Source organism: Varunaivibrio sulfuroxidans (genome assembly GCF_029318635.1).
Taxonomy (GTDB): Bacteria; Pseudomonadota; Alphaproteobacteria; order Rhodospirillales; family Magnetovibrionaceae; genus Varunaivibrio; species Varunaivibrio sulfuroxidans.
Map to the genome: position 1 here is coordinate 1,684,681 of NZ_CP119676.1, position 12,818 is coordinate 1,697,498.

The 12,818-nt window shown below is 60.9% G+C and carries 10 protein-coding genes; 2 read left to right on the top strand and 8 right to left on the bottom strand.

Translation table 11 applies throughout. From position 1 onward, the window contains the following. Positions 1 to 89 precede the first annotated feature (89 nt). From gyrB to mutM, 8 genes are all read right to left on the bottom strand, one after another. The gene (gyrB, locus tag P3M64_RS07960; RefSeq protein WP_132937836.1) at positions 90 to 2,567 is read right to left on the bottom strand and encodes a DNA topoisomerase (ATP-hydrolyzing) subunit B; all 2,478 of its coding nucleotides are present in this window, start codon (positions 2,565 to 2,567) and stop codon (positions 90 to 92) included. 17 nt (positions 2,568 to 2,584) lie between these two features. Then, positions 2,585 to 3,934: a DNA replication/repair protein RecF gene (gene recF, locus P3M64_RS07965; protein ID WP_243644681.1), complete on the bottom strand. Its 1,350-nt coding sequence runs from the start codon at positions 3,932 to 3,934 to the stop codon at positions 2,585 to 2,587. A gap of 83 nt (positions 3,935 to 4,017) precedes the next feature. Next, complete coding sequence (dnaN, locus tag P3M64_RS07970) at positions 4,018 to 5,136, bottom strand: DNA polymerase III subunit beta (RefSeq protein WP_132937835.1); 1,119 nt, start codon at positions 5,134 to 5,136, stop codon at positions 4,018 to 4,020. Between the two features lie 238 nt (positions 5,137 to 5,374). Then, the gene (gene dnaA / locus P3M64_RS07975; RefSeq protein WP_132937834.1) at positions 5,375 to 6,886 is read right to left on the bottom strand and encodes a chromosomal replication initiator protein DnaA; all 1,512 of its coding nucleotides are present in this window, start codon (positions 6,884 to 6,886) and stop codon (positions 5,375 to 5,377) included. 772 nt (positions 6,887 to 7,658) lie between these two features. Continuing rightward, positions 7,659 to 7,925 carry a 30S ribosomal protein S20 gene (gene rpsT, locus P3M64_RS07980; RefSeq protein ID WP_132937833.1) on the bottom strand — a complete coding sequence of 89 codons (267 nt, stop codon included), beginning with the start codon at positions 7,923 to 7,925 and terminating at the stop codon, positions 7,659 to 7,661. A 143-nt stretch (positions 7,926 to 8,068) separates the two neighbouring features. Next, a complete protein-coding gene (locus P3M64_RS07985) occupies positions 8,069 to 8,845 on the bottom strand; it encodes an enoyl-CoA hydratase (protein ID WP_132937832.1) in 777 nt (258 codons plus the stop codon). Positions 8,846 to 8,888: 43 nt separating this feature from the next. After that, positions 8,889 to 9,302 (bottom strand): hypothetical protein, encoded by a 414-nt coding sequence (locus P3M64_RS07990; protein WP_132937831.1) that lies wholly within the window; start codon positions 9,300 to 9,302, stop codon positions 8,889 to 8,891. 106 nt (positions 9,303 to 9,408) lie between these two features. After that, positions 9,409 to 10,257 carry a bifunctional DNA-formamidopyrimidine glycosylase/DNA-(apurinic or apyrimidinic site) lyase gene (gene mutM, locus P3M64_RS07995; RefSeq protein ID WP_132937830.1) on the bottom strand — a complete coding sequence of 283 codons (849 nt, stop codon included), beginning with the start codon at positions 10,255 to 10,257 and terminating at the stop codon, positions 9,409 to 9,411. Positions 10,258 to 10,302: 45 nt separating this feature from the next. Here mutM and ubiE point away from each other — a divergent pair, with 45 nt between their 5' ends. Then, positions 10,303 to 11,094, top strand: coding sequence for a bifunctional demethylmenaquinone methyltransferase/2-methoxy-6-polyprenyl-1,4-benzoquinol methylase UbiE (gene ubiE, locus P3M64_RS08000; RefSeq protein ID WP_132937829.1), 792 nt, complete (start codon positions 10,303 to 10,305; stop codon positions 11,092 to 11,094). Positions 11,095 to 11,193: 99 nt separating this feature from the next. Next, positions 11,194 to 12,738, top strand: a complete 1,545-nt coding sequence (gene ubiB / locus P3M64_RS08005) for a 2-polyprenylphenol 6-hydroxylase (protein WP_132937828.1) — start codon at positions 11,194 to 11,196, stop codon at positions 12,736 to 12,738. The last annotated feature ends 80 nt before the right edge of the window (positions 12,739 to 12,818 follow it).

Consider the following 12,818-nt stretch of genomic DNA (forward strand, 5'->3'; position numbering starts at 1 on the left):
GACCCTAGAGAACGAACCTCCCGAGAACGACCTTTCCGCCGGATCCCAAAAAAGCCGCCAAACACCCCCACCGTTAAGCATCCGGTCCGCTAAACATCCAAATTAGCGACCTTAAGGGCGTTTTCCTGGATAAAGTCGCGCCGCGGCTCGACCAGATCGCCCATGAGGGTTGAAAAAATTTCCCCGGCGCTATCGACATGTTCGATCTTAACCTGGAGCAATGTCCGCGCATTGGGGTCCAAGGTGGTTTCCCACAACTGTTCGGGGTTCATCTCGCCCAATCCTTTGTAGCGTTGGATGGCGATCCCCTTGCGCCCCAGGGTCATCACGGTATCGACAAGATCGACCGGGCCGGTGACGGGATATTCCTTATCCTTGACCTGTAAAACGCCATGCTTGGCGAAAGTGCGCTGGAGTTCGGACGCCATGCGATCGAGTTGGCGCGCCTCGGCGGAGCGCACCAGCGCGGAATCAATGGCGTGGCTCTGGCGCACGCCGCGCAGGGTCCGCACAAAGACCATTCCACCGTCATCGTCGATCATGCCGCGCCAGCCTCGCTCCAAGGGATCTTCCAAGGCGTCCAGGCGTTTCGCCATGACGCCGGCCACCTCCGCCGCGCGGTTTTCGTCGGCGAGGATGTCCACATTGAGGGCGCCCAAAATGGCGGCCTGTTCGAGCATCGCCATCGGCACGTGGCGCGCGGCGTTGTGCAGAAGCTTCTTGACCCGGCGCGCGGTGAACACCAGGGCGCGCAGATCGTCCGATGCGATTTGCACCCCTTCGTCGGTGGTCAGAACGGTGCCTTCGCCGAGGGCGGCGTTAAACAAATATTCTTCCAGCGCGTCGTCGTCTTTCAGATAAACCTCGGAATTGCCGCGCTTGATGCGGTACAGCGGCGGCTGGGCGATATACAAGTAGCCCCGCTCGATCAATTCGGGCATCTGGCGGTAAAAGAACGTCAACAGCAAGGTGCGAATGTGACTGCCATCGACATCGGCGTCGGTCATGATGATGATTTTATGATAGCGGCACTTATCGGGATTAAAGTCCTCGCGCCCGATCCCGGTGCCCATGGCGGCGATCAGGGTGCCGATTTCCGCCGATGAGAGCATCTTGTCGAAACGCGCCCGTTCGACGTTGAGGATTTTACCCTTGAGCGGCAAAATCGCCTGATTGGAGCGATCGCGGCCCTGCTTGGCGGAACCGCCGGCCGAATCGCCCTCGACGATGAACAGTTCGCTGAGCGCCGGGTCGCGCTGCTGACAATCGGCCAGCTTGCCCGGCAGCGAGGCCATGTCCAACGCCCCCTTACGCCGGGTCAACTCGCGCGCCTTGCGTGCGGCCTCGCGCGCGGCGGCGGCCTCGACAATCTTGCCGATGACTTTTTTCGCCTCGCCGGGATTTTCCTCGAACCACCGGTCCAGCTGTTCGCCGAAGACATTTTCGACCACCGCGCGGACCTCGGACGAAACCAGCTTATCCTTGGTTTGCGAGGAAAACTTCGGATCGGGCGCCTTCACCGAAATCACGCAGGTCAGCCCTTCGCGGGAATCGTCGCCGGTAATCGCGACTTTTTCCTTCTTGGTTAATCCCGTTTTCGTCGCGTAGGCGTTAATCGTGCGCGTCAATGCGGCGCGAAACCCGGCAAGGTGGGTCCCGCCATCGCGCTGGGGAATGTTGTTGGTGAAACACAACGTGCTTTCGTGATAGCTGTCGTTCCACTGCATCGCCACTTCGACGACGATGCCGTCTTTTTCGCCGTTCACCGAAATACACGGCTGGTGCAGCGGGGTCTTAGAGCGATCCAGATACGTCACGAAGGCCTGCAAGCCGCCGTCGTAATGCAAATCGACCACTTTCTCATCGACATGACGCGCGTCCGTCAGGCGCAGGGCGACGCCCGAATTGAGGAACGCCAGTTCGCGCAAGCGGTGCTCAAGTGTGGCGAAGTCGTACTCGGTCATGGTGAAGGTCTCGCTCGACGCCATGAATGTAATCTCGGTGCCGGTGTACGGCGCGCCGTTTTCCTTAAGCGGGGCGGAGCCTACGACTTCGAGCGAACGGGCCGTGTCGCCGCGCTCGAAACGCACGTAGTGCTCCTTGCCGTCGCGGAAAATGCGCACGTCCATCCAATCGGACAGGGCGTTGACCACCGAGACGCCGACCCCGTGCAACCCACCCGAAACCTTATAGGAATTTTGGTTGAATTTCCCTCCGGCATGCAGGTGGGTCATGATCACCTCGGCCGCCGAGACGCCTTCTTCATGGTGAATGCCGACCGGAATACCCCGGCCATTATCCGACACCGTGACCGAACCGTCGGCGTTCAACGTCACCCGGACGAGATCGCAGTACCCGGCCAGCGCCTCGTCGATGGCGTTGTCAACAACCTCATAAACCATATGATGCAGCCCCGAGCCGTCATCGGTATCGCCGATATACATGCCCGGACGTTTGCGCACGGCGTCCAGTCCGCGCAAGACCTTGATCGATCCGGCGTCGTATTTTTCGCCGGCATCGGTCGCGTCGGCTCCACCATTTTCCAGTTCGGGATTTTGGTCGGTCATGATTTTCGTTCGGTCCTTCAGTTCATCTTCGTCAATTGGGCGTTTTCCACCCGATAGAAATGCGCATCCTCGCCCAACGGCGCGAACAAGGTAGGATCTGTCCCGGTAAACCAGGCTTGGCCTCCCGCCTCGGCCACCGCGGCGAATAAGGCCACGCGGTGGTTTTCGTCCAAATGGGCGGCGACCTCGTCCAACAACAACACCGGGGCCACGCCCCGTTCCGCGGCGAGCATCCGCGCCCCGGCCAGAATCAGACCGGTCAACAACATCTTTTGCTCGCCGGTCGAACACATATCGGCCCGATGGCCCTTCACCGCGTGATGCACGACAAGATCGGCGCGATGCGGCAACACGATATCCTTGCGTCCGCCGCCGGCGCCGCCATGGCGGGCGTCGAAAGGCCGACTGTCACGCAAAATTCGGCGCAAATGATCCTCGACCGTCAAGGCGGGCTTGTCTTCGAGCCAACGTTCCACCGACCCGTTCAGATCGACCCGAGCAACCGGGAACGGCGGGCGACCGCGTCGGCACTGTTGGTCCAAACGGTGCGCCATCTCCTGGCGCGCCGCCGCGATGGCGACGGCCCGGCGGGCGATGGTTTCTTCCAAGGCGTTCAGCCAGTGGGCGTCGCCGACGCCATCTTTCAACAATTTCGCGCGCTCACGCACGGCATGGCGATAGGCGTTGGTCCGTCCGACATGGGCGGGATCGAAACCGAACACCAAACGATCGAGAAACCGTCGCCGCGCATCGGCGCCATCGATGAACAAGCGATCCATTTGCGGCGTCAGCCACAGGGCGCTGAAATGTTCGGATAGCGCCGCCTGCGATCTTACGCCCTCGCCATCGATACGCACCACGCGCCGTTCCACGCCCTGGCCGTCGCCATCGAAACCGGTGCCCAGATCGACACGACCGGTAGGGGTATCGAGCCGCGCCGCCACCGCCCAGGTCGAGGTTCCGTTTTGCGTGGCCTCATCGCGTCCGTTCGCACCGGGGGCGGCCAAGACAACATCACTCAGACGCGCTTGGCGCAATCCCCGTCCGGGAACCAAAAACGATACCGCCTCCAACAGGTTGGTCTTTCCCGCCCCGTTCGGCCCACTGAGCACGACGCTGCGCGCATCGGTCTCTATTCGCGTTTGACGGTAGCCACGAAAGCGGGTCAGCGTCAGGCGCGTCACACGCAAGCGATGCGCTCCGACAAGAAAATCTTCCGTATTCCCGCCGTCCGAGGCCCCGGCGCCCCGTTCCGTGCGTCCGTCGAAAGTCGCCGCACCCACGGGATGTGCGGGCGCGGCGAAAGTCACCCCGCCGGACGGCGAATGGGCGGCACCTACACGCAGGGATTTATCCTCGATCATCATGAGACGCGAACCGCGCGGCGTATGGACCGGCCTGGCGGCACTCTCCTTTTTGGGTTGTGACGTCGGAAACCCGCACACCCACCTTAGACACGCATCGGCATAAGGACGTATAGCGCGCTATCGTTGTCGGCCTCGCGCAGAATGGTCGGTGACGCCGCGTCGGCCATCGACATGCGCAAACCGGACGATTCGATCTGGCGAGCGATATCGAGCAAATACGCGGAATTAAACCCAATTTCGATAATCTCGCCCTGGTAGGCGGTTTCCAGCTCCTCGCGCGCACTGCCGCAGTCGGGACTGGATGCTTCCAAAATCAGCGTTCCCGGCGTCAAGGACAACTTCACGGCGCGCGACTTTTCGGTCGAAATCGCCGAAACGCGATCCACCGCGTCGGCGAACAGCTTGCAATCGACCTCGAGTTCTTTGTCGTTGCCCGCCGGGATCACCCGTTCGTAATCGGGAAACTGGCCGTCGATCAATTTCGACGTCAGGACCGCGCCGTCGAAGGCGAATTGAATTTTCGAATCCGACAGCGAAACGTCGATCATATCCCCGGTCTCGTCAATCAACTTACGCAGCTCGCCGACCGTCTTACGCGGCACGATCACCCCAGGCATGGTGTCCGCACCGGTCGGCAGGGGCACCTCGACGCTGGCGAGGCGATGACCATCGGTGGCGACGGCGCGCAGCACCGGCGCACTTTGGTCGCTGAGGGCATGGAGGTAAATTCCGTTCAAATAATAACGCGTTTCCTCGGTCGAGATCGCAAACCGGGTGCGGTCGATCAAGCCCCTGAGATCGCCGGGGTTAAGTTGAAAACGGTGCGCCATTTCGCCGCCCGACATCACCGGGAATTCATCGATGGGCAAGCACGATAAGGTAAAGCGCGATCGTCCCGAACGAAGCACCAGTTGACCGTTATCGGCACTGGCGTCCAATTCCAGCTGGGCGCCGTCGGGCAACTTGCGCACGATGTCGTACAGCGTGTGCGCAGGCGCGGTCGTCGCCCCCGCCTCGACGACCTGGGCCGGCGCGCTATCGACGATCAACAGATCCATATCGGTCGCGTCCAGCTTCAGTTGCCCGTCACGGGCCTCCAGCTTGACATTGGAAAGAATGGGAATGGTATTGCGCCGCTCGACGACACTTTGCACATGTCCTAGGGATTTGAGCAAAGCCGTCCGTTCAATCGTTAATTTCATCGTTGATCAATCTGTTGTTTGCTGTCGCGATAGAGTCCCAAAAGCCCCTTCACGACCCACGCGCCGCAACTGACGCCTTCGCCGATCCGGTCACCCGGGCGAACCCCCTGGGCAGTATAGCAGAAGGGCGACGAATCCGAAGCCTTTTCCACAGAGTCGCACAGGCCCGGGCGACACGGGAAAATGAGTTTCCGCACAAGCGATTAGGATGCCGCAAAGAATTCGTATGCGCGCGCCGTTAGCCTTCCAGCATGCGCCGTAGCAACGCCACATCCTCGGCGAACGCGGCATCGCATTCGCGCAGTTCCTCGACCTTTTTTACCGCGTGCATGACCGTGGTATGGTCGCGCCCGCCGAACTTGCGCCCGATCTCGGGCAAGGAACGCGAGGTCAGCTGTTTGGCCAGATACATCGCCACTTGACGGGGGCGCGCCACCGACCGGGCGCGCCGGGCGGAATGCATGTCCGAAGTACGGATATTGAAATGGGCGGAAACGCGTTTTTGAATTTCCTCGATCGTCACACGGCGATCGTTGGCGCGAATCAGATCGTGCAGAACATCCTGCGCGCTCTCCAGCGATATCGAGCGCCCCACCAATTGGGCATGGGCGGCGACGCGGTTGAGCGCACCTTCCAATTCGCGGACGTTAGCGGTGATTTTGTGCGCCAGGAACTCCATAACCTTGGCCGGAATTTCGACCCCCAAGCGTTCCGATTTGGCCTGCAAAATCCCAAGACGCAGCTCGTAGGTGGTGGCGTGAATATCGGCGACCAGCCCACAGTTGAGACGCGATTTCAGACGCTCCTCCATACCTTCAAGGTCCGACGGCGATTTATCCGCCGAAATAACGATCTGCCGCCCCTGATCGACCAGCGCGTTGAAGGTATGGAAAAACTCCTCCTGGGTCGATTCCTTGCCGCTGATGAACTGCACATCGTCGATCATCAAAACATCGACGGAACGAAACTGCTCCTTAAAATCGACGGTCTTTTGTTCGCGCAAGGCGCGGATGAACCGGTACATGAATTTCTCGGCGGACAGATAGATCACCGAACGACCCGGCGTCTTCTCGCGAATGTGCATGGCGATGGCGTGCATCAGATGGGTCTTCCCCAGGCCGACGCCACCGTAGAGAAACAGCGGATTGAACTGCGCGGTCGCCTCCTCGGCGACGCGCCTCGCCGCGGCATAGGCAAACTCATTGGGTTTACCGACGACAAAATGTTCAAAAGTGTAGCGTGGGTCCAACGGACCGGCGAGATCACCGGGAACATTGACCGCGCCCCCCGCCGCGCCCCCCGCCGCGCCACGAACCGGCGCCGCTCCCGAAACCGGGGTGGCGCGAGAGGCCTCGCCACGGCGCCCGGCGGACGGTGGACGCACCGTCGCGCAGCGGGCGCCGTTCGCCGCCGCGCCATCGCCTTGAACGGCCGACGCCGAAGCGGCGCGCGCGGCCTGATCCACGCCCTTGCGCTCGGGCTGAACCACAACATCGACCTCGGCGAGAGAGGGCCGCACGACGCGCCACATTTCGCACAGACGATCGCTGTAATGGGCGACGACCCAATCGCGCATAAATCGCGTCGGCACGGAAAGCACCACCGAGCTGTCGGAAACATCGCGAACCATCATCGGCTTCAACCAGCTTTGGAACGCCGCCTCGCCAATTTCACGGCGCATGTCATCGAGCACCTGCGCCCATTGGTCCCTGGCCTCGCCCGGCAATCCCTCCGCCACGATTTCGCTCATGCTTCCAAATGCCCCCTTATCATGAATTCGGTCTCTAACTTGACTACGCTCGACTGACTGCTGACTACGCTCGACGCGGCGGCGATGATCCGACACTGCGCGAAACGAAAGACATCACCACGACCGCGCCACTCCGTCTGTGACGAAGAACACGATGGTCCGCCAGGATGAAAAAACTCCTGAAATAAACATTATCCCGCACCTATCCCGCATCCCGCACCCGTTTTTCTCCGGCGCGCGCCCCTCTATGGCGCCGACCACCGCAAGACACGGGAGCGGCGGCCTGGGAAACGATCCCGGCGCGCACCTCACGGCAAGGACGACGATCGCCAAGAGGTCTTAAAAATTATCTCGTTAGAAAAAACCACCAATTTTTAAGTAAAAAGTCGGCGATCACCAATAAAAAACCCCACCGCACACTATATGCTTTCCCATAACGGGACATACAATGACGATCCAATCAGGATTTTACCTGGAACTTATTTCTAGCCGATACGGCGGGCTTTCGTCGCCAAACGCCCGACGGAATATGGATTTTAGTTGTCCGCTTCGATTCTTTCAACGGGATTCAGGCGGCACAAAGGGGAAACGCCGAAAATAAATTTCTTGACTCTCCCCGGGTCTTCGCGGCGCAGGAAAAACCCTCCATGTACGCAACCCAGGCATAAAAAGACCGCCCACCATCACGGCGGGCGGCCTTAATCTTCATATTCTTCGACATCGGATTAGACGCCGAAAAATTACTCTCGGATCGCCGGGCGACGACGCAAACTCAGGCGCCGATCGCCTTGATGCGATGCGACAGGCGAGACAATTTACGCGAGACGGTGTTGCGGGCGAGAACGCCGTGGTTAACGCCACGCATCATTTCCGGCTGCGCAACCTTGAATGCCGCCTCGGCCTGAGCTTTATCGCCACTGGCGATCGCCAATTCGACCTTCTTCACGAAGGTACGGATGCGGCTGACGCGGTCGCGGTTCACCGCGGTGCGACGCTCGGTCTGTCGGATGCGTTTACTCGCAGACTTATGATTGGCCATCTTGGTTAAACCTTAAAACTCGTCAAAAAACGGAAGGCTGGCTTATATCGGGGCTTGCGCCCGACGTCAAGCCCCGGATTCACGTTCGGGGCGGACGACGGTCTTTTTTTCGGCCCTCGCCTTGGCCGTTTTCGGGTACAAGCTCACCTATTTTTAAAGACAGGCCGCCGTTTTTCGATGAATGCGGCCATGCCCTCCTTTTGATCCTCTCCGGCGAACAAGGCATGAAACAGCCGCCGTTCATGGCGCAGTCCGTGAGAGAGCGGGGCTTCGAAAGCCGCGGCCATGGACTCCTTGGCCATCATCACCGCCGGACGGGACAGTTCGGCGATTTTCCGCGCCGTTTGCAGCGCCTCGTCGTTCAGCGCATCGGCCGCCACAACCCGGCTGACCAGGCCCGCCCGCTCGGCCTCGACGGCATCGATAATTCGACCGCTGAGGATCATTTCGCCGGCCTTGGCCTTGCCCACCGCACGCACCAGGCGCTGGGTGCCGCCGATACCGGGAATAATGCCCAAGGTGATTTCGGGCTGACCGAACTTGGCGTTGTCGGCGGCAATAATGATATCGCACATCATCGCCAGTTCGCACCCCCCGCCCAAGGCGTACCCCGCGACCGCCGCGATCACCGGGAGGCGGCAACGGGCGACCCGTTCCCAGGTTCCGGTGATAAAGTCCTCAAGATAGCAGTCCATGAAGGTTTTGTCGGCCATCTCCTTGATGTCGGCGCCGGCGGCGAAAGCCTTGGGCGACCCGGTTAAAACGACCGCCCCGACATCCGGATCGCCCTCGGCCCCGTCGAGGGCCTGGGCGAGTTCCGTCATCAGCGCCCCGTTGAGCGCGTTGAGCGCCTCGGGTCGGTTCAAGGTGATCACCACCACCGCGCCGTCCTTGTCATAAAGAATATTTTCAAACGTCATGGAAATCTCTCTCGTCATGAGGCATTGAATTGGTCAATCATCGTCAGGGCGCCGGGGCGAGCGAAAAACGCACAAACAGCGTATCCGTGGATCCCGCCGTCTCCCCCTCCGGGGCGGCGGATGAGAAAAACAGGGACAACTCTTCACCTTCGCGTACATAGCGCCCCGCCTTGACCCGACGCCAGCCCAATTGCGCCAGGGTTTCATCGTAGAACGTCAAAACCGCCCGTCGCGTCACCCGACCGCCAAGCGTGGTCTCGACAATGCGGCCCTGGGGCGAATCGAACGTCACCGCCCCATCGGCTTGCTCGTGCAGGCCGTTCATTAGAGGTAAATCGTCGAACCCCGAGACAAAAACGGTCCCCGACTCGGCAAACGCGGACGCCGTAAAAACAAGAAGTAAAATCCATCCGGCGAACGTCGTGGCGAGGGAGGGACTAAAACGGGACGGGGTCATCGTGGGCATCCTAAGTTTATCGAGGCGAACCTTACCGGGACGAACGACGCGTGGACCGACTGCGACGTTTCGCTCCCGCGAACCATCGGGCCGACCATGCAAACCACTAGCGTTGCCGGGTGGCACAGTAAAATGTCGAACGACCGTTTTGAACAATACGCCGAATGCCGCCCGTATGCGAGGGGGTGCATGTACAATCGGGACAGCGTTCGCCCACCCGCCCGTAAACGGCGAAACGGTGCTGGAAATAGCCCAGTTCCCCGTTGGTCTGGCGGTGATCGCGCAACGACGAGCCGCCGGCGGCGATCGCCTCGGCGATCACCGCGCGCACCGCGTCGGCCAGACGCGTCGCCCGCCCGCCCTGTACCGTATGGGCCGAACGGCGCGGCGACAGCCCTGCGCGATAAAGGCTCTCGCACACATAAATGTTCCCCAAACCGGCGATGATCGACTGATCCATCAGCGCCGCCTTGATCGAAGTTTTCCGCCCCCTCAGGCGCGCCGCTAGAAACGCGCCATCGAACGCCCGATCGGTAGGTTCGGGACCCAACTTCTCCAGCAGAGGATGGCGATCCACATCGGCGGTGGCGCACAGCGCCATCAGGCCGAATCGGCGCGGATCGCGAAACACCACGCGAACGCCCCGGTCGGTCTCGAAAACGACATGGTCGTGCGCGCCCAAGGGGGTCTTGACATCGGCTTCACCTTCGATACGCACCTGACCCGACATACCGAGATGCCAGATCAGCGTTTCGTCGCTCGAAAGATCGACCAGCAAGTATTTCGCACGGCGGCGAACCGCGATCACCCGCGCGTCCGTGAGGCGAGCGGCGAAATCGTTGGGAAAAGGCTTGCGCAATCCGGCGCGGCGCACGGTAACGCGGCGCAAAACCCGTCCTTCAAGGGACGAAACAAGGCCACAACGAACGGTTTCGACTTCGGGTAATTCGGGCATATAAACAAAGTAGCCTGTCGCGTCCGGTTAGGCTATGGTCTGGCCATGAGACACGAAAAAAACCACCCTCAAAATCCCGAGCCCAGCGCCGACACCGGCGACGCAGGGACCACGCACTTCGGTTTCAAGACCGTGGCCGAAGAAGAAAAAGCGAGCCTTGTGCGCGGCGTGTTCGACAACGTCGCCACGAAATACGATCTGATGAACGACCTGATGAGCCTCGGCGTTCACCGCCTGTGGAAACACGAATTCGTTTCCTGGCTGCGCCCGAAACCGTCGATGCGCCTGCTCGATGTCGGCGGCGGCACCGGGGACATCGCCTTTCGCTTTCGCGAAAAAGGCGGCGGCGACGTCACGGTGTGCGACATCAACGCCGAAATGCTGAAGGTTGGGCGTGACCGTGCGATCGACAAGGGTATCGTCACCGGCGTCGATTGGATCACCGGCGACGCCGAGAACCTGCCCTTCCCCGACGCCTCGTTCGACGCCTACACCATCGCCTTTTGCATCCGCAACGTCACCCACATCGATCGCGCCCTGAACGAGGCGCGGCGCGTGCTGAAACCGGGTGGGCGTTTCTTGTGCTTGGAGTTTTCCCACGTCGTGGTTCCCGTCCTGGACAAGATTTACGACGCCTATTCCTTCGGCGTCTTGCCTAATTTGGGTCAAGCCGTCGCCGGCGACCGAGCGTCGTACCAGTACCTCGCCGAAAGCATCCGCCGCTTTCCGCCGCAAGAGGCCTTCACCGACATGATCGCCGCCGCCGGCTTCGATCATGTCAGTTACCGCAACCTGACCGGTGGAATCGCCGCCATTCATTCGGCGTGGCGGACGTAACCCCACGCGGACGCACCGTTCGGAAACGACACTATACGAGGCAACACTTTTTCCATTTAAGCCCTTTTATCCAGGCCCTTCAAAGCAGGCCCCGCATCCATGATTCGATCGTTCCGAAATATCCTCAGATTCCTTCGCGTCGCCCATATCCTGGCCCGCCACGACGCGCTGTTTCTTCTCGATAACCTAGGCGTCGCACCATTTATCGTTTTCATCGCGCGCTTGGGCCGCCGCAGGGGCGCTCAGGGGCGCCCGGGGCAACGCCTCGCCCGCGCGCTGTCCCAAGCGGGGCCGAGTTTCATCAAGCTGGGCCAGGCGCTCTCCACCCGTTCGGACCTCCTGGGCGAGGAAATCGCCGCCGACCTGTCGGAATTGCAAGACGCGCTGCCCCCGTTCTCCGGAACTTTGGCGCGCCAAGCCATCGCCGACGAGTTCGGTTGCCCACTCGAAAGCCTTTTTCGCTCTTTCGACGAGACCCCCGTCGCCGCCGCCTCGATCGCCCAGGTCCATTTCGCGGTAACCAGCGACGGACGCGAAGTCGCGGTCAAGGTCCTGCGCCCCGACATCGAAGCCGCCTTCGCGCGCGATCTCGATCTGTTTTATTGGGCCGCGCAGTTGATCGAGATGGCCCGCCCGGAATTGCGCCGCCTGAAGCCCGTCGAGGCCGTCAAGACGCTGGAAAAATCAGTCCAGATGGAAATGGACCTGCGCTTCGAGGCGGCCGCCTGCGCCGAACTTGCAGAAAATTTTCGCGACGATCCAACCTTCCGCGTGCCGGGCGTCGATTGGTTGCGCACCGGTCGGCGCGTACTGTGCACCGAACGGGTCGAAGGGATCGTGATCGACGATATTCCCGCCCTCGTCAAGGCCGGACACGAACCGTTGGAGGTCTTGCGCAAGGCCGCCGGGGCTTTTTTCCATCAGGTCTTTCGCGACGGATTTTTCCATGCCGACATGCATCCGGGCAATCTGTTCGTCGCCCCCGACGGCGCCGTGGTCGCGGTCGATTTCGGCATCATGGGCCGCCTCGACGACGCCAACCGCAAGACGTTGGCCGAAATGATGCTGGCGTTTCTCACCCGCGATTACCGCCGCGCCGCCGAAGTCCACTTCGAAGCCGGCTGGATTCCCGCCGACCAATCCGTCACGGCCTTCACCCAGGCCTGCCGTTCGATCGCCGAGCCGATCATGGATAAGGCGCAAAACGAGATTTCCATCGGTCGCCTGCTCGGTCAATTGTTCCAGATCACCGAAACCTTCGCCATGGAGGCTCAGCCTCAATTGCTGATGCTACAAAAGACCATGCTCGTCGCCGAAGGCACCGGACGGCATATCGCCCCCGAAGCCAATATGTGGATGCTCGCCCGCCCCTTGGTCGAGCAATGGGCGCACGACAACCTCAGCCCGCAAGCCCGTCTGCGTGACGGCGTCCAAGAATTGGTCGGCGCGGCGCGGCGCCTGCCACGGGTGTTGAACAACCTAGAAAAAAGCCTCGACGCCTTTTCCGAACGCGGCCTCAAGCTGCACCCCGACACGGTGCTGGCGATGCGCGGCGGCAATCGAAGGCATCGCTCCGCCATACTCGCTTTCGCCACCGGCGCCGTCTGCGCCGCCGCCATTATCGGCGTCGTGTTGCTTGTTTGATTGCGTTCCCCCCTAATTTTTGTGTTATTTACCGTTGCGATGGCGACGGCCGTCCGGTACATTAACCACACCAAATTATG